Origin of the sequence: Amycolatopsis japonica (genome assembly GCF_000732925.1) — a bacterium.
GTDB classification, from domain to species: Bacteria; Actinomycetota; Actinomycetes; order Mycobacteriales; family Pseudonocardiaceae; genus Amycolatopsis; species Amycolatopsis japonica.
Genome location: NZ_CP008953.1, coordinates 2363002 through 2381549, shown reverse-complemented (window position 1 = coordinate 2381549; position 18548 = coordinate 2363002). Strand labels below are relative to the sequence as shown.

23 protein-coding genes are annotated in these 18548 nt (G+C 68.8%); 13 read left to right on the top strand and 10 right to left on the bottom strand.

The features are described from left to right. Positions 1–44: 44 nt before the first annotated feature. Positions 45–740: a methyltransferase domain-containing protein gene (locus tag AJAP_RS11630; RefSeq protein WP_051972407.1), complete on the bottom strand. Its 696-nt coding sequence runs from the start codon at positions 738–740 to the stop codon at positions 45–47. A 28-nt stretch (positions 741–768) separates the two neighbouring features. Between AJAP_RS11630 and AJAP_RS11625 the strand changes: the two genes are divergently transcribed. After that, complete coding sequence (locus AJAP_RS11625) at positions 769–1149, top strand: helix-turn-helix domain-containing protein (protein ID WP_038510583.1); 381 nt, start codon at positions 769–771, stop codon at positions 1147–1149. A gap of 24 nt (positions 1150–1173) precedes the next feature. On the opposite strand, the gene AJAP_RS11620 is transcribed toward AJAP_RS11625, so the two are convergent. From AJAP_RS11620 to AJAP_RS11610, 3 genes are read right to left on the bottom strand one after another with little or no spacing between them, the layout of a single operon-like run. Beyond that, positions 1174–1761, bottom strand: coding sequence for a DUF305 domain-containing protein (locus AJAP_RS11620; RefSeq protein WP_038510580.1), 588 nt, complete (start codon positions 1759–1761; stop codon positions 1174–1176). Between the two features lie 48 nt (positions 1762–1809). Then, on the bottom strand, positions 1810–2181 hold the full coding sequence (locus AJAP_RS11615; RefSeq protein ID WP_038510577.1) for a DUF6153 family protein: 372 nt from the start codon (positions 2179–2181) through the stop codon (positions 1810–1812). Between the two features lie 19 nt (positions 2182–2200). Further along, entirely contained in the window at positions 2201–2572 is a 372-nt protein-coding gene (locus AJAP_RS11610; RefSeq protein ID WP_037344985.1) for an ArsR/SmtB family transcription factor, read from the bottom strand. Positions 2573–2647: 75 nt separating this feature from the next. On the opposite strand from AJAP_RS11610, the gene AJAP_RS11605 reads away from it, so the two are divergent. Both AJAP_RS11605 and AJAP_RS11600 read left to right on the top strand, forming a co-directional pair. After that, a complete protein-coding gene (locus AJAP_RS11605) occupies positions 2648–3634 on the top strand; it encodes a cation diffusion facilitator family transporter (protein WP_038510574.1) in 987 nt (328 codons plus the stop codon). Then, a complete protein-coding gene (locus AJAP_RS11600) occupies positions 3631–4677 on the top strand; it encodes a winged helix DNA-binding domain-containing protein (protein WP_038510571.1) in 1047 nt (348 codons plus the stop codon). The genes AJAP_RS11605 and AJAP_RS11600 overlap by 4 nt, the downstream gene beginning before the upstream one ends. On the opposite strand, the gene AJAP_RS11595 is transcribed toward AJAP_RS11600, so the two are convergent. Further along, positions 4670–5827, bottom strand: coding sequence for an epoxide hydrolase family protein (locus AJAP_RS11595; RefSeq protein WP_038510568.1), 1158 nt, complete (start codon positions 5825–5827; stop codon positions 4670–4672). The two genes, AJAP_RS11600 and AJAP_RS11595, sit on opposite strands and share 8 nt — an antisense overlap. 60 nt (positions 5828–5887) lie before the next feature. On the opposite strand from AJAP_RS11595, the gene AJAP_RS11590 reads away from it, so the two are divergent. Continuing rightward, positions 5888–6298 carry an NUDIX hydrolase gene (locus tag AJAP_RS11590; RefSeq protein WP_038510566.1) on the top strand — a complete coding sequence of 137 codons (411 nt, stop codon included), beginning with the start codon at positions 5888–5890 and terminating at the stop codon, positions 6296–6298. Here AJAP_RS11590 and AJAP_RS11585 read toward each other — a convergent pair. After that, complete coding sequence (locus AJAP_RS11585) at positions 6276–7481, bottom strand: MFS transporter (protein WP_038510563.1); 1206 nt, start codon at positions 7479–7481, stop codon at positions 6276–6278. The two genes, AJAP_RS11590 and AJAP_RS11585, sit on opposite strands and share 23 nt — an antisense overlap. Before the next feature lie 81 nt (positions 7482–7562). Between AJAP_RS11585 and pdxR the strand changes: the two genes are divergently transcribed. The 5 genes from pdxR to AJAP_RS11560 all read left to right on the top strand — a co-directional run bounded on the left by pdxR (position 7563) and on the right by AJAP_RS11560 (position 11760). Next, positions 7563–8984, top strand: a complete 1422-nt coding sequence (gene pdxR / locus AJAP_RS11580) for a MocR-like pyridoxine biosynthesis transcription factor PdxR (RefSeq protein ID WP_038510561.1) — start codon at positions 7563–7565, stop codon at positions 8982–8984. Between the two features lie 154 nt (positions 8985–9138). Then, positions 9139–9582 (top strand): single-stranded DNA-binding protein, encoded by a 444-nt coding sequence (locus AJAP_RS11575; protein WP_038510559.1) that lies wholly within the window; start codon positions 9139–9141, stop codon positions 9580–9582. 84 nt (positions 9583–9666) lie between these two features. Continuing rightward, positions 9667–10695, top strand: a complete 1029-nt coding sequence (locus AJAP_RS11570) for a polyprenyl synthetase family protein (protein ID WP_228694910.1) — start codon at positions 9667–9669, stop codon at positions 10693–10695. A gap of 36 nt (positions 10696–10731) precedes the next feature. Further along, positions 10732–11040 (top strand): cupin domain-containing protein, encoded by a 309-nt coding sequence (locus AJAP_RS11565; protein ID WP_038510553.1) that lies wholly within the window; start codon positions 10732–10734, stop codon positions 11038–11040. Positions 11041–11133: 93 nt separating this feature from the next. Beyond that, positions 11134–11760 carry a TetR/AcrR family transcriptional regulator gene (locus AJAP_RS11560; RefSeq protein WP_038510550.1) on the top strand — a complete coding sequence of 209 codons (627 nt, stop codon included), beginning with the start codon at positions 11134–11136 and terminating at the stop codon, positions 11758–11760. Here the strand turns inward: AJAP_RS11560 and AJAP_RS11555 are convergent. Next, complete coding sequence (locus tag AJAP_RS11555; protein WP_038510547.1) at positions 11750–12700, bottom strand: hypothetical protein; 951 nt, start codon at positions 12698–12700, stop codon at positions 11750–11752. The two genes, AJAP_RS11560 and AJAP_RS11555, sit on opposite strands and share 11 nt — an antisense overlap. Before the next feature lie 187 nt (positions 12701–12887). Between AJAP_RS11555 and AJAP_RS11550 the strand changes: the two genes are divergently transcribed. Further along, the gene (locus AJAP_RS11550; protein WP_038510543.1) at positions 12888–13757 is read left to right on the top strand and encodes a hypothetical protein; all 870 of its coding nucleotides are present in this window, start codon (positions 12888–12890) and stop codon (positions 13755–13757) included. On the opposite strand, the gene AJAP_RS11545 is transcribed toward AJAP_RS11550, so the two are convergent. Together AJAP_RS11545 and AJAP_RS11540 are read right to left on the bottom strand one after the other, a co-directional pair. Next, positions 13754–14308 carry a hypothetical protein gene (locus AJAP_RS11545; protein WP_038510540.1) on the bottom strand — a complete coding sequence of 185 codons (555 nt, stop codon included), beginning with the start codon at positions 14306–14308 and terminating at the stop codon, positions 13754–13756. The genes AJAP_RS11550 and AJAP_RS11545 overlap by 4 nt on opposite strands. Before the next feature lie 57 nt (positions 14309–14365). After that, the gene (locus tag AJAP_RS11540) at positions 14366–14878 is read right to left on the bottom strand and encodes a mycothiol transferase (protein ID WP_038510538.1); all 513 of its coding nucleotides are present in this window, start codon (positions 14876–14878) and stop codon (positions 14366–14368) included. A 99-nt stretch (positions 14879–14977) separates the two neighbouring features. On the opposite strand from AJAP_RS11540, the gene AJAP_RS11535 reads away from it, so the two are divergent. Next, complete coding sequence (locus AJAP_RS11535; RefSeq protein ID WP_037344963.1) at positions 14978–15319, top strand: ArsR/SmtB family transcription factor; 342 nt, start codon at positions 14978–14980, stop codon at positions 15317–15319. Between the two features lie 41 nt (positions 15320–15360). Then, entirely contained in the window at positions 15361–17193 is a 1833-nt protein-coding gene (gene recQ, locus AJAP_RS11530; RefSeq protein WP_038510535.1) for a DNA helicase RecQ, read from the top strand. Here the strand turns inward: recQ and AJAP_RS11525 are convergent. Further along, positions 17190–17408, bottom strand: a complete 219-nt coding sequence (locus tag AJAP_RS11525) for an antitoxin (RefSeq protein WP_038510531.1) — start codon at positions 17406–17408, stop codon at positions 17190–17192. The two genes, recQ and AJAP_RS11525, sit on opposite strands and share 4 nt — an antisense overlap. Before the next feature lie 142 nt (positions 17409–17550). Between AJAP_RS11525 and add the strand changes: the two genes are divergently transcribed. Further along, entirely contained in the window at positions 17551–18525 is a 975-nt protein-coding gene (gene add / locus AJAP_RS11520) for an adenosine deaminase (RefSeq protein WP_038522848.1), read from the top strand. The last annotated feature ends 23 nt before the right edge of the window (positions 18526–18548 follow it).

The following is an 18548-nucleotide window of genomic DNA, read 5'->3' as shown; positions in this document are numbered from 1 at the left end:
CGACCACCGACAGTTTCCGGCGCCAAGAGCGTCGGCAACACCCGCTAAGCGATCCCCGAAGCCAAAAACTGCGGCACAGCAACACCATCGACCTGTTCAGCTAGCCAAAGATCCCCCTCCGCAACGGAAATCGCCCCCACTCGGACAGCAACCTCCACCAGCCCACGAAGGAACGGCTCCCCACTGAGAAACCCGACGACACCCTCCACCTCGACGTCACGAAAACCGCATCCGTCGAGCAGCCGCCGAAACCCGCGCGCGATCCGGGGCGCGGCGACCTCCGAAGCCCGAGCACGCACGATCTCCCGCGTCAATGCCGGATAGGAGGAGTCGATCATCAGCCCTTCCCAGTCGGGCCCGGACAAGACGATCCGTCCACCTGGGACCAGGACCCGCCGCGCCTCCGCGAGAGCGAGCTCCGGCTCCGCCAGTTCATGGAACACCTTGTCCGCCCGGTAGCCCGCGAACCCGCCGTCCACCGGCAGCGCGTAGGCGTCGCCGAGCAGGAAATCCCCTTCAGGCCACCGTCGGTGGGCCTCGTCGATCATCTCGGCCGAAAGGTCGGCGCCGACAGCGCGGAAACCCCGCGCCGACAACTCCGAGACGGCCAGTCCGGCACCGCAACCGACGTCGATCACCGCGGCGCCGGGTTCGAGCCGGAGCAGGTCATAGGTCCGGGCCCGCAGTTCGGCGGCTCCCGGCAGGGCATCGGCGGCGTCAAGCCGCTGCAACATGGACATACCCCGGATCGTCCGCCTTAATGGCGACATGAAGTCAAGCACCTTGAGCGTCGGTGAGGTCGCGGAGCGCTTCGGCCTGGCGACGCACGTCCTGCGGCATTGGGAATCCGTAGGCCTCCTCAAGCCCGCGCGTGCGGGCGATCGGCGGCGGTACGACGACAACGACGTCTACCGGATCGCGATCATCCTGCGCGCGAAGGAGGCGGGACTGAGCCTTGACGGCATCCGTGAGATGTTCCAGAAACCCCGCGAGCGCGAAGCGATCCTCAAGGAGCACAAGCGAGAACTCGAGCGGCGTATCGCGGCCGCACAGGCCTCGCTCGCGATCGTCGACTGCGCTCTCGGGTGCGAGCACGACGACTTCACCCAGTGCGCGCACTTCCGGGAGGCGGTGGCACGGGCCGGTTGATCCGGGCCCGTGCCACCGTCCCACTCAGCCGAGCAGCGCGCGCATCTCGGTGATCTCGGTCTGCTGACCGTCGATCACCTTCTGCGCCAAGGCCTTCACTTCGGCGTTACTACCCTGCTGCAGCGCGGTCTTCGCCATTTCGAGCGCGCCTTCGTGATGTTTGACCATCATCTCCAGCCACTGCTTGTCGAAGGCGGCGTCCTTGGCCTTGCCGAGTTTCGCGAGATCGTCCTCGGTCATCATGCCGGCCGCGGAGCCGTGCCCGGAGTGCTCACCCGACGGCGCCACTCCCCAGCCCTTCAACAATCCGTTCAGCTGCTGGATCTCCGGATCCTGCGCCTCCTGGATCCGGGCGGCGAGGTCGACGACCTTCGCGTTGCGAGTGCGGCCGTCGACGAGTTTCGCCATCGCGAGCGCCTGTTCGTGATGCGGGATCATCCCTTGCGCGAACGTGACGTCGGCCTGGTTGTGGCCGGCCTGCTGAGGGTCCGGCGCCTTCACCGTGGACATGTCGTGCCCGGTGGAAGCGGTGTCGGAACTGGCGCATCCGGTGAGCACGGCGAAGGAGGCCAGAGCGGCGAGCGCCGCTCCGACCAGTTTCCTGCTGGTCATGGTTTCTTCCTCGAATCGGTTTCGGGTAGGGCGGGACGAACCCGCCTGTCACACCCGCAACACGCAAAGGAAGGACAACTTCTCCGGTACCGGTCTCCAGCGCGGCGGATCACGGCCGGAGGCCGAACCGGCCGCCCGCCGCGACTTCCACGTCGTCACCGTCCGTCCATTGCGGACGAGCAGCCAGGTGACGATCAGCAGTACTCCCGCGGCGAGCACCGCGAGGCACAGATGCAGTCCATTGTGTCCACCGTCGTCGTGCGAAGGCGTGTCCGCGCAACACGGATCCGCCATCGCGACGACGGAATGCCCCGTGCCGTGGCCGGACTCGGCGACGACGTGGTGCATGCCGACGAGCCCCAGCGCCACGACGCACAGCAGCAGCCACCGCAGGGTCGCCGGGCACGAGGACTGGGTCACGGCTCCACCGTAGCCGGATTCAGTGCGCCGCCGGACGGTGGGGTTTCGCCGCCGAATGCAGTGCCGGGATGTCGCGATCGATGTGGTCGGCGTGGAACAGCGCCTGCGCGAGCAGGCCGCGGACGTGATCGTTGGCCGCCGAGTAGTAGACGAACGTCCCCTCACGCCGCCCCTTCACCAGGCCCGCGAGCCGCAGTTTCGCGAGGTGCTGGCTGACCGCCGTCGGCGCCGCGCCCGCCAGCTCCGCGAGACAGGCGACCGAGGACTCGCCCTGCAGAAGCGCCCAGAGGACCTTCACCCTCGTCGGATCCGCGAGCAGCCGGAACGTCTCCGCGGCCAGGTGGACCTGCTCCTCGGTGGGCATCTCGAAATCCGGAACCGACTCGTGCATGCCAGGAGGATAGCCGCTATCCTTCTGCCTGCGTACCTGCATGACTGCGCAGGTAGCATGACAGTGAGGTGGAAGATGCCAGGGCATGGACACAGTCATGGCCACCGGACGGCGAAGAGCCGTCTCCGGCACCTCCTGACTCCCCACAGCCACGACAGCGCCGACCGTGTCGACAGCGCGTTGGAGACCAGCAAACGCGGCGTCCGGACGCTGATCTGGTCGTTCGCCGCCCTGTTCGTCACCGCCGTCGCCCAACTCGTGCTCGTGCTGATCACCGGCTCCGTCGCCCTGCTCGGCGACACGATCCACAACTTCGCCGACGCGCTCACCGCGCTTCCGCTCGGCATCGCCTTCCTGCTCGGCCGCCGCGCCGCCACCCGCCGCTACACCTATGGGCTCGGCCGCGCCGAAGACCTGGCCGGCGTGCTCGTCGTCCTGCTCATCGCCGCCTCGGCCTTCCTCGCCGGGTACGAATCCGTCCAGCGGCTGCTCGATCCGCGTCCGGTCCAGCATCTGTGGGTGGTCGCGGCGGCGGGTGTCATCGGCTTCGCGGGCAACGAACTCGTGGCCAGGTACCGGATCACCGTCGGCCGCGAGATCGGGTCTGCCGCACTGGTCGCGGACGGCCTGCACGCCCGCACCGACGGGTTCACGTCGCTCGCGGTCGTGCTCGGCGCCGCCGGTGTCGCGTTCGGCTTCCCGATGGCCGACCCGATCATCGGTCTCGCCATCACCGTCGCGATCCTGTTCGTCCTGCGCGACGCGGCCAAGGAGGTCTTCCGCCGCCTGATGGACGCCGTCGACCCGGCCGACGTCGATCGCGCCGAACGCGCGGCCGCCGAGGTCCCCGGCGTGCTCGGCACACGGGACCTGCGGATGCGCTGGATCGGGCACAGCCTGCGCGCGGAACTCGCGGTGTCGGTCGAGGCCGGGCTGACCGTCACCGAGGCGCACCGCCTCGCCCATCGTGTCGAGGCAAGGCTGCGCGAGGTCCTCCCGCGGCTCGCGGAAGCGGTCGTACACACCGAACCGGTGAACGCCCATGAGATCGTCAACGGGTGACGCCGTCCGACAACGACATCCGCGCCGTCCGTGCCCGCGCGCAACTGCTGACCGTTCCGGCGACGGACGTGCTCGCCGTCACCGGATCCGTCGCCGCCGTCCAGGCACAGTCGACGCCCGCCGCGCGGCTCGCGTTCCGGGCCCGTAGCCGTGGCCTGACCTCGCAGGACGTCGACGCGTCCCGTGAGGTGACGCGCACCTGGCTGATGCGCAAGACGCTCCACTTGGTGCCGACGGCGGACCTCCGCTGGCTGAACCGGCTGTTCGGTCCGCGGAACGTCCAGGCGGGGCAGGGTCGCCGCCGTCAGCTGGGTCTCACCGACGAACTCTGCGAACGCGCGCTCGAGAAGCTTCAGGATCTCTTGCCCGGCAAGGCACTCACCCGGCAAGAGATCCTCGACGGCTTGGCCGCCGACGGCATCGTGCTCGACGCGAAGTCCCAGGCCCCGGCCCATCTTCTGGCGTACGCGGCCAATCGCGGGCTGCTGTGCCGAGGCCACGACGCCGGAGCGGAGGCGACGTACGTGCTCCTCGACGAATGGGCCCCAGAAGGCCACGATCCGGCGGAACCGCATACGGAACTCGCCCACCGGTACCTGACCGCGTACGGCATCGCGACCGTCGAAGACTTCGTCGCTTGGTCCGGGCTCCCACTCGGCCTCTGCCGCAAGGCTCTCGCGGCGCTGGACCTCGTTTCCGTCCGCGGCGGCCACGCCCTTGCGCGGACCGAGCTGTCCGCTCCCCCATGCCCTCCGCGTCTGCTCGGCGCCTTCGACACGTACCTGCTGGGCTACCGCGACCGCGCTCTGCTCCTCGACCCGGCCGAGGCGAAACGCGTCAACGCCGGCGGCGGGATGATCGCGCCGACCGTACTGGTCGACGGCCGGATCGCCGGAACCTGGCACACCAAGCGGACCGCGAAGCAGACGAAGGTCGTCGTGGAGCCCTTCGCCGTGCTATCGCGATCCGCCATCACCGGCCTGGAGTCCGAAGTGGACGATTACAGCCGGTTTCTCGGCGAGGCGGCCGTCCTCGTCATTTGAGGGACCGGAAGAACTCCCGCACGTCCGAGACCAGGATCTCGGGCTCCTCCAGCGCCGCGAAATGCCCGCCGCGATCGACGTCGGTCCACCGCACGATCGTGTGGGCGTGCTCGGAGTACCGCCGGATCCCGACGTCGTGCGCGAAGATCAGCGCCGCCGTCGGCACGCCGGAGTTCTTCTCGACGGCTCCCCAGGTTTCTGCCTGCGCGTAGCCGACGTACGCGGACGAAGCCGCCGTTCCGGTCAGCCAGGTGAACATGACGTTGGTCAGCAGCCGGTCCCTGCCGATGATCTCCTCCGGCAGCGTGGGGCGCGGATGCGTCCACTCGCGGAATTTGTCCATGATCCAGGCCAGCTGCGCGACCGGGGAGTCGACGAGCCCGTAGCCGAGGGTCTGCGGCCGCGTCGACTGGATCGCGATGTACCCGAACTCCTCCCGCATGAATGCCCTGATCCGGTCGATGCGATCGCGTTCGATGTCGGTCAGCGAAGCGAGTTCCTCGTCCGACAACGACATCGGGGGCATCGGCGTCAGCCCGCCGTTGACGTGCACGCCGATCACCTTGTCCGGCGCGAACCTCGCCACTTCCGGCGACACCGAGGCGCCGAGGTCGCCGCCCTGCACGCCGTAGCGTTCGTAGCCGAGCCGGCGCATCAGTTCCGCCCATGCCCGGCCGATCCGCGGCATGGTCCACCCTGAATCCGAGACAGGGCCCGAAAAGCCGAAGCCCGGAAGCGACGGGATCACGAGGTGGAACGCGTCCGCCGGGTCGCCGCCGTACGCCTTCGGGTCCGTGAGCGGCCCGATGACGTCGAGGAACTCCACCACCGAACCCGGCCAGCCGTGCGTGAGGATCAGCGGCGTCGCGCCGGCTTCGGGCGAGCGGACGTGCAGGAAGTGGATCCGCTGCCCGTCGATGACCGTGGTGAACTGCGGATGGCGGTTGATCTCGCGTTCGGCGGCGCGCCAGTCGTAGCCGTCGCGCCAGTATTCGGCGAGTCCGCGCAGCCAGGTCACCGGCACTCCGGTGTCCCAGCCGTCGCCGGGGAGCGGCGCGGGCCAGCGCGTGCCGTCGAGCTTCGCGTGCAGCTCGTCCAGCTGCTCCTGGGGGACGTCGAGGCGGAAGGGACGGAGCTCGGTGTTTTCCATAAAGCCCACGTTACGAGCCATTGAGGACAGGTTCGGTCCTCGATCGGGAAGGTATTCCGAGTGCGGGAAGATTCGCTCGTGACGGACAAGTACTTGGCATACGGCAGGCTCATCCGCGACGGGAAGATCCTGTTCATCCGGCGGCAGCCGTCGTCGTTCCTGGGCGGCCGCTGGGAACTGCCGGGCGGGACCGTCGAGCCCGGCGAGCGACCGGCCGAGACCGTGGTCCGCGAGTTCGCCGAGGAGACCGGGCTGACCGTCCACGTCACCGGCGAACGCGGCACCCACAGCTGGGACGACGTCGCGGGCAGGCCGATGCGGATCCACGCCGCGGTGTACGCGCTCGCCGAGGAGGTTCCGGGCGAAGTCGTGCTCGATCCCGAGGAACACGACGCCTTCGTCTGGTGTGACCGGGAAGAAGCCGCGGAGCTCGATCTCGCGGAGCACTTCAGGCGGGCACTGGAGGACTGACTTCGAGGGCGGCCTCCGGCCTGGTCCGCTCCGCCCAGCGGACGGCGGGCGCGGTGAGCGTCCCCGCCAGCAGGAACAAGCCGCCCAGCACGATCCAGCCGACCGTCCCGCCGACCAGGATCAGACCGGTCAGCAGTACCGGGCCGAGCATCCGGGCGATGGCCGTCCCCGCACCGAAAAGTCCTTGGTACTGCCCCTGTTTGCCGTCGGGCGCGAGACCGAAGCCGATCTCCCAGGAGCCCGCCGCCTGCGCCATCTCCCCCACCACCTGCAACGCGGCCCCCGCGAGCAGCACGAGCGCCGCCGCCCACGCGGAGTCGCCCATCGCGGAGAACGAGAAGATCAGGCAGGAGACGAAAAGCAGCAGTCCCGCGTGGCGGACGTAGCGGGAGGCGCCGCGCAGGCCGGTCACGCCGCGCGCCACCCGCACCTGGAACACCACCACGCTCGCCGTGTTGAGCACCAACATCGCCGAGACCAGCCAGCTCGGCGCCGCGGTCCGGGTCGAGATCCACAGCGGGAGGACCAGGCTGAACAACGGCATGTAGAGCAGCATGATCATGTTGAGCAGCGCCAGAAGCGCATACGGGCGGTCGCGGAGTACGGCCACGGACGGCTCGCCCGCCCGCATCGGCACCGGAGCCACCGAAGGCACCTTGCGGAGCACGAGCGCCGCGGCGGCGAAGGCCAGCGCGTCGACGACGAACACCGTCAGGAACGCTTCCCGCGTCCCGATCGCCAGCGCGATCCCGCCGAGCGCCGCGCCGATCGCGATCCCCGCGTTGGACATCGCCTGCAGCCGGGCGCGGAACGTCGTGCGCCCGGCGGGGTCGATCAGGCCGGCGAGCAGCGCCTGCCGTGCCGCGCCGAGACCGCATTGGAAACAGGCGTAGACGCAGGCCGCGATCACGAACGCGAAGACCGAGTCCACGAAGAGGAACGCCGTGACCGACGCTGCGGTGCCCAGCGCCAGCAGGACGGCCGTGCCCTTCGGCCCGCGGCGGTCGGCCAGTTGCCCCAGCGCGACCCCGGCCGCCGAGCCGACCGCCCAGCCCACGGTGAGGCCGAGCCCCACCTGCGCGGGCGAAAGCCCGACGATCAGCGTGAAGTACAGGGCCGAGCTGACGTAGTAGGCGCCGTCGCCGACGGAGCTGATCAGCTGGGCCGAGGTCAGTCGCTTCATAGGCCCAAACTAGGCACTGGATTGGCCACATCCCAGCGCCAATATCAGCCAATCGCGTTGGGCCAATATAGGCTCGGGCGCGTGCCGTTCCACATCAGCCTCGACGGCCACACCGACCTGGCCGCCCGGATCTACCGCCAGCTCCGTGACGGCATCCTCGACGGACGCCTGCGCGCCGGGGAACGCCTGCCCCCGACCCGGGAACTGGCCCGCGAGCTCGACGTCTCGCGCAATACCGTCGCGGTCGCCTACGAACGGCTCACCGCCGAAGGCTTCCTCGACAGCCACGTCGGACGCGGGACCTTCGTCAGCCCCGGCTTCGTGGCGCGTTCGAAGCGCGCCGCGCCCGCGGGCACCGGGGTGCGGCCCGTCGCGCGGTGGAGTTCGCTGCCGGACCCTCCCGGCGATGACCGGCCCGCGTTCGACTTCCGGGTCGGCACTCCGGATCCGGCCCTGTTCCCGTTGCGGACCTGGCGACGGCTGGTCAGCCAGGCGCTCCGGCCGTCGCTGCTTCCGCCATCGGGGTACGCCGATCCCGCCGGGCTCGAAGCGTTGCGAGTGGCGATCGCCCGGCACATCGGCGCCGCCAGATCCGTGCGAGCCGGCGTCGAGGACGTCCTGGTCACCCAAGGCGCGCAACAGGCACTCGACCTGATCGGCCGGGTCCTGATCGAACCCGGAACGCGTGTCGCCGTCGAAGACCCCGGCTATCCCCCGGCCGAACGGCTTTTCACCGCCCACGGAGCCCGGATCGCGAAGGTGCCGGTGGACGCCGAGGGTCTCGACGTCACCGCGCTCGTGAAGGGCACTCGATTGATCTATACGACGCCCTCGCACCAGTTCCCGCTCGGCACGCCGATGTCACTCGCCAGGAGGACGGCGTTGCTGGCGTGGGCGGAACGGAACGACGCGGTGATCATCGAGGACGACTACGACAGCGAGTACCGCTTCTCGGATCGGCCGCTCGAACCGCTCCAAAGCCTGGACCACGACGGCAGGGTGCTCTACGTCGGATCCTTCTCGAAGACACTGCTTCCCTTGCTGCGATTGGGTTTCCTCGTCGCACCCGCCTCGCTGCGACCGGCGCTGCGGCAGGCGAAGCAGCTCATGGACTGGCACGGCGACCTCGTCACCCAGTCGGCGTTGGCGAGTTTCATCGACGAGGGACTGCTCGCCCGGCACGTACGCAAGGCCACCCGGGAGTATTCGGCACGACGGGACCGGATCCTGGCCTTCGTACGCGACGAATTGCGTGACGTGCTGGAAGTCGTCTCGTCCAGCGCCGGACTCCATTTATGCGCGCCGGTCTCTCCACAAGCGACGGTCACTGTGGACAGTGCGGTCACCGAAGCGGCTCGGGCCGGGGTAGCCGTCGAAAGCCTGTCCACGTACGGAGGAACGCGCGGCGGCCTGGTGATCGGTTACGGGCTGGTCGGTTCCGACCGCATCGACGAAGGGCTCGCTCGGCTCGGCGAGTGCGTTTCGGCCGCCAGGATGTCATGAAAGGGTCGTTCAGGACACTTTCCGTCCTGAACGACCCTTTCCTGACATCCGTTCGCCGCGGGACGCCGAAAACTGTCGTACCCCGGTGCTCTCCTGTTCCCAGGCGACAGCGGGCCCGTCCGGGGCCGCGCGCGGAAGCAGAGGAGGAAGTCCCATGGCCGGAGAAACGGTGCTCACGGTGATCGGCAATCTGACGACCGACCCGGAGCTGAAGTTCACCCCGTCGGGAGCCGCGGTAGCGAACTTCACGGTCGCGTCGACGCCCCGCGTCCTGGACCGCGCGAGCGGGGAATGGCGTGACGGAGACCCGCTGTTCCTGCGCTGCGCGCTCTGGAAGCAGGCCGCGGAGAACCTGGCCGAATCGCTCACCAGGGGGACCAGGGTGATCGTGCAGGGCAGGCTGAAACAGCGATCGTTCGAAACCAAGGACGGCGAGAAACGCACGGTGGTGGAGCTCGACGTCGACGAGATCGGACCGTCGTTGCGGTATGCCACGGCGAAGGTCAACAAGGCGGGCCGGAGTTCGGCGGGCACGCCGACGGACGGCGCGTGGGAGCGAACGCCGGTGGCCGCCGGAAATCCGGAGCCGCCCTTCTGACCGGGCGCTTTCCCTCTCGGGAGGGAGCGGTCTCCCTCCCGCGCGTCAGGCGGTCGCGCGCCTCCGGCTCGGATGCTGGAGGGCGTGAACACGACCACGATCGTCACGGAACTCGGGCTGGACCCGGCCCTCGAGCGGCACATGCGGTTCGCCGCCGAACTCCGCACCGGGCTCACCCTGGTCGAGGAAAGACTTCAGGAGGTGTTGCGCAGCCCAGGTCATCCGGAACTCACCGAAGCCGCCACTCATCTCGTCCGCGCGGGCGGGAAGAGGCTGCGCCCGTTGATGGCGTTGGCCGGAGCCGCGTTCGGCGACGGGCGGGACGAGGCGATCTCCGCGGCCGTGCTCGTCGAGCTCGTCCACGTGGCGACGCTCTACCACGACGACGTCATGGACGAAGCGCCGATGCGGCACGGGGTCACCAGCGCGAACTCCTTGTGGGGCAACAAGAAGGCCGTCTTGCTCGGAGACTATGTGCTCGCCTGCGCGGCGCGGGTCGGGGCCGGGCTCGGTGATTACGCGTTGCGTTCGCAGGCGGAGACGTTCGGCAGGCTCGTGCGCGGCCAGTTCCTGGAGACGACAGGGCCGTTCGAAGACTGTGGCCGTCACGCGCCGTACGAGCACCACATCCAGGTGATGGCCGACAAGTCCGCGTCGCTGATCGCGATGGCGGGCAGGCTCGGCGCACAGGTGTCGGGCGCGGACGAGCGGACCATCGAAACGTTGGGCCAGTACGGCGAACTGATCGGCGTGGCGTTCCAGATCTCCGACGACGTCCTCGACATCTCGGCGTCCACCACCGACCTCGGCAAGTCCGCGGGCACGGATCTCCGCGAAGGCATCGTCACCTTGCCGATGCTCCACGCGCTCGACGACGAGGGGCCCGGTGCGGCTCGCCTGCGCGAGATCATCGGGCACGGGCCGGTTCCCGATCCGGCGGTCCGCCAGGAGGCGCTGGGGCTCTTGCGCGACTCCGCCGGCGTCATGCGTGCCCTCGCCGAAGCACACGGGTACGCGGCCAAGGCGAAGGACCTCGCGCTCAGCCTCCCCGACCGGCCCGCCCGAGCGCTGCTCGTCGGCCTTTCGGCGTTCGTGGTCGACCGCGGCGAATAGGACCACGGTGCCCGCGACCAGGGTTACAGTGGCGGAATGACCACCGAAACCCTGGAAAACGTCGAAGGCCGCGACATCGGCTCCGGAGTCTCGATCATCCGCGAACGGACCGACGTCGACGGTTCCGGACCGAGGCTGCACCAGCATCCGTATCGCGAAACCTTCGTCATCATCCACGGCCGGGCCAGGTTCACCATCGGCGACTCCGAGCGCGAAGGCGGGGCGGGCGACGTCCTGGTCGTGCCGGCGGAGGCCCCGCACAAGTTCGCCGTGATCGGCCCGGAAGTCTACGAAGCCGTCCACATCCACGAAAGCGACCATTTCATCACCGAATGGCTCGAGTAATTCTGTCGGACGCCAGAAAACCCTTTCCCGGTCTAGAATCCGACGACGTGCTCGTGGACGGGCGGGCACCCGAGGCGACGGGAACCGGGAATCGTGACCGACGTGGCGGACCGCAATGGTGACAAAACCCGCCAGGTGGACAGATTCGACCAACGACGCGCGCAGCTGGCGATGTCGGCGCTGGTCACGTTGTCCGAACTGGGCTACGCGCGCACGAGCCTGCGGGAGATAGCGCAGAACTCCGAGTTCTCCCACGGGGTGCTGCACTACTACTTCCGCAACAAGGCCGAGCTGATCACCTACTGCGTCAAGCAGTACAAGGCCGAATGCGTCACCCGGTACGACCGGATGGTCGAGACCGCGGAGACGGCCGAAGAACTGAAGGCGGCATTCGGTGCCGCGACCGCTGCCACGCTGTGTGAAAACGCCCGGTTGCACAGGCTCTGGTACGACCTGCGCAACCAGAGTCTGTTCGAGAAACTGTTCCAGGCCGAGGTGCTGGCCATCGACGAGGCACTCGAACTGATGATCTGGCGGGTCGTGTCCCGGTACGCGGAACTGCTGGGCAAGCCGGCGGATTTCGCGCCCTCGACGACGTACGCGCTCTTCGACGGTCTGTTCCAGCAAGGTCTGCTGAGGCACCTCGCCGGCCGGGAGGACGCGGCGAGGTGCCTTCAGGACTCGGTCGAGCAGGTGCTGGCGCGGCTGTTCACCACTTGATGGTCGGATACCAGATGACGCCGGTCCGGCCGAGTACCCGCAGGTCCCAGTACAGCAGCGTGAACGTGCCGGCGACCAGCAACGCGGCACCGGTCACCACGGCGATCCTGGTGGGCTTCGCGAGCATCCATCGCTGCAGCCGCCCGCCCGTGCCGTGGGTGAGCACCAGGAACAACAGCGCCATCACCAGGATGTTGCCCACCGACTGCAGGGCGAACGCGGCGGCGCCGTAGAAGACGTTGTGGCTTTCGGCCGCGCTGCGGAACATCATCCGGAACAGCGGGAACGGCCTCCCGATCAGGAACCCGCCGATGAGCGCCCCCATCAGGACGAGCGGCGCGGGCGGGAACCGGCGGGTGAGACCGGCGATCGGGTTGCGGACGAGACCGACGGAAGCCAGACCCAGCACGATGAACACGATCCCGATCACGCCGTAGACGATCATCGACTGGATGTTCCGCGGCGTGAGCCCGCCCGGCGACGAAGCGGTCGAGAACTGCGGCATCCGGGTGCCCACGAGCGCCACGATGACGCCGTACACCACGGAAACCGTCAGCATTCCCGCCGCGATCCAGCCCAGCGGCTTCAAGGTGTGGGCGAACTTGGGCCGTCCGGCGGTTCCGCCGCCGACAAGCGGGGCGACGGCACCGAAAGCGGCGATGTTGCACGCGGTGAAGGTTCCGGCGAGACCCGAAACGAAGGCGAAGAACGTTCCGGCCAGCACCCCGCCGATCGGGGTCGCCTTGGCGTCGTGTCCCAGGAGGGTGTTGGCGACGCTGTCGCCGATCACACTGTCCACAAAGGGTGCCGACCAGATCACCGTCAGCGCGAAGCCGATGAGGACGGACCAGAGGACGATGCGCCCTTTGTGTTCCGGATAGGGGCCTGAGCCCAGGAAATTCGTCTGAGGGGAAACAGGAGCGCGTTCGGTCACAGACATTCGTACCTCCAGCGGCTGATGATTTCCCCCGCTGCTCATCGTTGTTCCGATGTCCGGGTCGCGCCACCTCCAAAGTGCCGATCCACCCTTGCTCCGACCGGCTCCGGGTAACTCCGAAAAGGTGAAAGCCGCGGAGTCTCGTGGGATCATCGGCGGACGTGTACGGCCACTGAACCTGCGGAGGGCGATGGACTTCGACGAGGTCGCGGACGAGCTCTACGCCGGCGATCCGGCCGAGTTCGTCGCGGTGCGCAACCAACGGGCGAAAGAAGCCAAGGCGGCGGGTGACGCGGCCTTGGCCGAGCGTATCCGCGCCCTGCGGAAACCGACGCTCGCCGCCACGATCCTCAATCGCCGTGCCGGCTCCCCCGAGCTGGCGGAACTGGCCAAGCTGGGCGACGAGCTCCGCAAGGCGCATTCGGCGCTGGCCGGTGAAGACCTGCGCAAACTCGCCAAGCGGCGCCAGGAGCTGGTGAACCGGATCCTGCGGGACGAACGTTCGATGAGCGAGTCCGTCAGCCGCGACGTCGAAGCCACCCTCGAAGCCGTCGTGGCCGATCCCGAGGTGGCGGCGCTCGCCCTCGCCGGACGGCTGAGCAGTGGCGCGGACAGCACCGGCGACCAATGGCTGACCAGCGGCTTCACCCCGCAACCGAAGCGGAAACCCGCGCCTGAGCGCGAAAAGCCGGCCACCGTGTCGCATTTGGACGATCGGCGGAAGGCCAAACGCGCGGCCGCCGAGAAGGCCGAACAGGAGCGGATCGACAAGGCCCGCGAAGAGGCCGAACGCGAACAGAAGCGGGTAGCGGAGTTCAACCGGCTCCGGCGCGAGGCCGCCGATCTCGCGAAGGCCTGCAAGCAGGCCGAGATCGATCTTTCCCGCGCCGAACGCCGGGCCGAGAAGGTCACGGAGAAGACGAACGACCTCCGGCGGCGCCTCGCCGACGCCGAACTCGAGGAAGAGACGGCGAACGGCGAGACCGCGTCCGCGCAGACCGTCTTGGACGATCTGCGCGCCGAGGCGGCACGAATCGACGAAGCCCTCGAGCAGTTCTAGGCCGGTTGCCGGTCACGAACGCGCGTGGCGGTCACACGGCGTCCGTACGGCGTCTTGCCGCCCGGCTTGTAGACCGACAGCACGGTCATGGTCACGTACATCGTCGTGGACACGATGATCGGATAGAACCCGTCCACGCGACGGCCCGCTTCCACGAACACACCGTCCATAGTGGACTCGGCCGCGGCCGCCAGCTCCCTGATCCCCGGCAGCAGCGAGAACAACGTCAGCCCGGCGGCGATCAGGGTCAGCACGAGTTTGATCGCGACCCACTTGTACCGGATCAGTCCCCATTTCGTGCCGACGCTGAGCACGATCCCGCTGACCAGTGCGGTCAGGCTGACCGGCAGCAGCAGGTAGCCGCCGATCTGCTCCATCATCAGGATGGCGGCGTGCTGGCGCCGCGCGTCGTCGGTGAACACGGAGGTGAAGGTCAGGACCGCGTTCACCATGGTGATCCCGAGCCAGCCGAGTGACGAAACGACATGGACGACGAGGACGAGTTTCCGCCACCGCGGGGTGAGCGGTCGCCGCACTGTGGAAGTACTCATGCGACCAGTGTTTCCGCGGGCGAGGCTCTCGTCGTCCGTCGTGGAGCGGCACCTCGCCTACGTATCGCGGAGTACGAGCCCCCGGACGTACGCCGCCTGCCCGGCGTGCTGGAGATCGTCGGACAGCACGCTGACCAGGCGAACCCCGAGGGTGACGGGCGGATCCCACGCCTCGTCGACGATACGGTCGAGATCGGCCTCACCGAGTCCGGCGACCCAGGCCGCCGTCGCCTCGTGCACCGCGTCGTAGTACCCGGTCAGCAGGTCGGCGGAGCCGACACGGACCGCGTCGACGTCCTCGGGGCGATGCCCGTACCCGATGTCCGACGCCGGGAAGGGCAGCCCGAAGCGGCCGTCCCAGTCCTGCGCGGTCCAGAGCTGCTCGGTGCCCATCAGATCGGCGACGTGATCGTCCTGCACCCGGGCCAGATGCCAGACCAGCCACGCGATCGTGTTCGCGCCCGGTGCCGGGCTCGCGATCAGCTGATCGGCGCTCAGGCCCTCGACTGCGGCGTGCACTACTTCCTGGACGCGGCCGAACCCGTCGGCCACCACTTCGGCCAGTTTCATCGATTCCCCTTCCGGCGTCTCCGGCCCACGATGCCACCGCGAGGTGACCCCGGCCTTACAACCTTGACTTATATAAGCCCAGGCCGTGATAGTTGCCGGATGCACGCGTTCGACGTCCTCGGTGATCCGGTACGCCGCCGGATCCTGGAACTGCTGGCGGGCGGGGAACAGAGTTCCGGCGACGTGACCACCGTGGTCCGCGCCGAGTTCGGGATCTCGCAGCCCGCGGTCTCCCAGCATCTGCGCGTCCTGCGCGAAAACGGCTTCACCACGGTCCGTGCCGAGGGCGCGCGGCGGCTGTACTCGGTCGATCCGGGCCCGCTCAAGGAGATCGACGGCTGGCTGGAGCAGTACCGGCGATTCTGGGCCGGGCCGCTCGACGCGCTCGCCACCGAGATCGCCCGAGGCCGCCGGGAACGCCGCAAGGCGGCCGAAGACTAGGCGCGCGGGGACTGTCGGACCCCGCCCCTAGAATCGTCCGGGTGGCAGCCCCCGACATCGGTACCTCGGAAGCCCTCGAAACGCTGAACCGCGTCTTCGGCTACGACGACTTCCGCGGCGACCAGCACGCCATCGTCGAACACGTCATCGCAGGCGGTGACGCGCTCGTCCTCATGCCCACCGGCGGCGGGAAGTCGCTGTGCTACCAGATCCCCGCCCTGGTCCGGCCGGGTGTCGGCGTGGTGATCTCGCCGCTGATCGCGTTGATGCAGGACCAGGTCGACGCGCTGCGCAACCTCGGCGTGCGCGCGGGATTCCTGAACTCGACGCAGGATTACGCCGAGCGGAACCGGGTCGAGGCCGCGTTCCTCTCCGGCGAGCTGGACCTGCTGTACCTGGCGCCCGAGCGGCTTTCGGTCGAATCGACGGTCCGGCTGCTCGACCGCGGCAAGATCTCGCTGTTCGCGATCGATGAGGCGCACTGCGTCTCCCAGTGGGGTCACGACTTCCGTCCCGACTACCTGATGCTGTCCGCGGTGCACGAGCGCTGGCCGGACGTGCCGCGGATCGCGCTCACCGCGACCGCCACGAAGGCGACGCACGCCGAGATCGCTTCCCGGCTCAACCTGGAGGACGCGCGGCATTTCGTCGCGAGCTTCGACCGGCCGAACATCCAGTACCGCATCGTCGGCAAGAACTCGCCGCAGCGGCAGCTGCTGGAGTTGCTGCGCACCGAGCACAAGGGCGACGCGGGGATCGTCTACTGCCTGTCCCGGAACTCGGTCGAGAAGACCGCGGACTTCCTGGTGGAGAACGGGATCCCGGCGGTGCCCTATCACGCCGGCCTCGACGCGCGCACCCGCGCGAAGCATCAGTCGCGGTTCCTGCGCGAAGACGGGCTGATCGTCGTCGCGACGATCGCCTTCGGCATGGGCATCGACAAGCCGGACGTCCGGTTTGTCGCGCATCTGGACCTGCCGAAGTCCGTCGAGGGCTACTACCAGGAGACCGGTCGCGCGGGCCGCGACGGGCTGCCGTCGACGGCATGGCTGGCGTACGGCCTCCAAGACGTCGTCCAGCAGCGCAAGATGATCGACACCTCGGAGGGATCCGACGCGCACAAACGGCAGCTGAGCGCGCACCTCAACGCGATGCTGGCGCTGTGCGAGACGGTCGAATGCCGCCGTGTGCAGGTGCTGAGCTACTTCGGGCAACGGAGCGAGCCCTGCGGCAACTGCGACACCTGCCTGGCGCCGCCGGAGACCTGGGACGGCACCATCCCGGCGCAGAAGCTCCTCTCGACCATCGTCCGGCTGCAGAACGAGCGGCGGCAGAAGTTCGGCGCCGGGCAGATCATCGACATCCTGCTCGGCAAAACGACCCCGAAGGTGACCCAGCACCGGCACGACTCGTTGAAGGTCTTCGGCATCGGCACGGAGCTGAAGGAGCCGGAGTGGCGGGCCGTCGTGCGGCAGCTCCTGGCGCAGGGGCTCGCGGCGGTCGAGGGCGACTACGGCTCGCTGGTGCTGACCGAGGGCAGCGCCGAGGTGCTGAACGGGACGAGAAAGGTCCAGCTGCGGCGCGAGCCGGAGCGGGCGGCGAAGGCCGCGGCCCGGTCGAGCGCGAAGAAGGCCGCGGCCGCCGACATGCCCGCCGAGGCGGCGCCGGTGTTCGAACTGCTGCGGTCGTGGCGGGCCGCGGCGGCGAAGGAACAGGGAGTGCCCGCGTACGTGATCTTCCACGACGCGACCCTGCGCCAGATCGCCACCAAACGGCCGGCCACGCTGCAGGAGCTGGGCACGGTCAGCGGCGTCGGCGAGAACAAGCTCGCGAAGTACGGCGAGCAGATCCTCGAGACGCTCGCGGACGCCTAGTGCTCGTAGGGGCGGTGCGGCGGGCGTCCGGTCATCCCGTCGACCTTGCGCACCGCGCCGTCGATCTGGCTGTGGTACTTGCCCTTGGTCTTGTGGTCGACGAAGGTCGCGGCCTTGTTCACGGCCTTGGAGACCTTCTCGGGGTTCTTCCGCACGTAGGCGCGCACGGCCGTGGCGGTGCCGGCCAGGGCGGTCAACTTCCGCAGTAGAGCCACGGTGGTCCCTTTCGTCGGGGTCGTCTGGTTGTCCTGCTCAACGACCGGTGATGGCTCCTGGGTTCCCCGCGGCGAGCCGAATCACTCATTCCGCCGGAAAACGGGGCGCGCGCCGACGGTCACGACCACTAAATTCGTGCTCATGCGGGATCTTTCGCTGCTGCCCAAGGCCCATCTGCACGTCCACCTCGAAAGCACCATCCGGCCGGACACGCTCCGTGACATCGGCGAGGCGAACGGCATCGCCGTCCCCGTGGAACAACCCGTGTTCGACGGATTCCGCGCGTTCGGTGACTACAACGGGCTGATCCGGTCCTGCCTGCGGAGACCGGAGGACTTCGAACGGGTGGCCCGCGAGTTCTGCGAGGACCAGGTCGCGGACGGCGTCCGCTACGCCGAAGTCACCTTCACGGCGGCTTCGCACGGCGAACGGCTGGGCGAGCCGGACATGCCGCTGGAGTCCGTCCTCAAAGGACTGTCGGCGGGCGCCGCCGAACACGGGCTCCACTGGCGGGTGATCCTGGACCATTCGCGCCGCCGTCCGGTCGAACGTGCCCGGCTCACCCTCGATCTCGCCCGCCGGTACGCCCCGGACGGGGTGTTCGCGATCGGGCTCGCCGGCGAGGAGAAGTACCCGCTCGCGCCGTTCGCCGGGATCTGCGACGAGGCCGAGGAGGCCGGGCTGCACCTGATCCACCACGCCGGGGAGGACGCCGGCCCGGCCAGCATCCGCGAGGCATTGGAAGTCGGGCACAGCGAACGGATCGGCCACGGCATCCGGATCCTGGAGGATCTCGCGCTGGTCGCCGAAGTGCGGGAACGCGGAATCGCGCTGGAGGTCTGCCCCTCGTCGAACGTGACGCTCGGGCTCGTGCCGTCGTTCGAGGAGCACCCGCTCCCCCGGCTGGTCGACGCCGGGCTCGTGGTCACCCTCAGCACCGACGTCCCGTCGATCACCGGAACGACGCTGACCGACGAGTTCCTGCGCACCCGGGAGGCGTACGCCTACCACGATCACGCGCTCGCCGGGCTCGCCCGCGCGTCCGTCGACGCGTCCTTCGCGCCCGCCGAGCTCAAGCGCTCCCTCCACGCGGAGATCGACGCCTGGCTCACCTGACGCAATTAGTCCTCTGAATGCGG

Coding starts and splice junctions, on each gene's coding strand:
- AJAP_RS11630 (WP_051972407.1), bottom strand. CDS start 740: ATGTCCATGTTGCAGCGGCTTGACGCCGCCGATGCCCTGCCGGGAGCC.
- AJAP_RS11625 (WP_038510583.1), top strand. CDS start 769: ATGAAGTCAAGCACCTTGAGCGTCGGTGAGGTCGCGGAGCGCTTCGGC.
- AJAP_RS11620 (WP_038510580.1), bottom strand. CDS start 1,761: ATGACCAGCAGGAAACTGGTCGGAGCGGCGCTCGCCGCTCTGGCCTCC.
- AJAP_RS11610 (WP_037344985.1), bottom strand. CDS start 2,572: ATGCACGAGTCGGTTCCGGATTTCGAGATGCCCACCGAGGAGCAGGTC.
- AJAP_RS11605 (WP_038510574.1), top strand. CDS start 2,648: ATGCCAGGGCATGGACACAGTCATGGCCACCGGACGGCGAAGAGCCGT.
- AJAP_RS11595 (WP_038510568.1), bottom strand. CDS start 5,827: ATGGAAAACACCGAGCTCCGTCCCTTCCGCCTCGACGTCCCCCAGGAG.
- AJAP_RS11585 (WP_038510563.1), bottom strand. CDS start 7,481: ATGAAGCGACTGACCTCGGCCCAGCTGATCAGCTCCGTCGGCGACGGC.
- AJAP_RS11575 (WP_038510559.1), top strand. CDS start 9,139: ATGGCCGGAGAAACGGTGCTCACGGTGATCGGCAATCTGACGACCGAC.
- AJAP_RS11565 (WP_038510553.1), top strand. CDS start 10,732: ATGACCACCGAAACCCTGGAAAACGTCGAAGGCCGCGACATCGGCTCC.
- AJAP_RS11555 (WP_038510547.1), bottom strand. CDS start 12,700: ATGTCTGTGACCGAACGCGCTCCTGTTTCCCCTCAGACGAATTTCCTG.
- AJAP_RS11550 (WP_038510543.1), top strand. CDS start 12,888: ATGGACTTCGACGAGGTCGCGGACGAGCTCTACGCCGGCGATCCGGCC.
- AJAP_RS11545 (WP_038510540.1), bottom strand. CDS start 14,308: ATGAGTACTTCCACAGTGCGGCGACCGCTCACCCCGCGGTGGCGGAAA.
- AJAP_RS11540 (WP_038510538.1), bottom strand. CDS start 14,878: ATGAAACTGGCCGAAGTGGTGGCCGACGGGTTCGGCCGCGTCCAGGAA.
- AJAP_RS11535 (WP_037344963.1), top strand. CDS start 14,978: ATGCACGCGTTCGACGTCCTCGGTGATCCGGTACGCCGCCGGATCCTG.
- add (WP_038522848.1), top strand. CDS start 17,551: ATGCGGGATCTTTCGCTGCTGCCCAAGGCCCATCTGCACGTCCACCTC.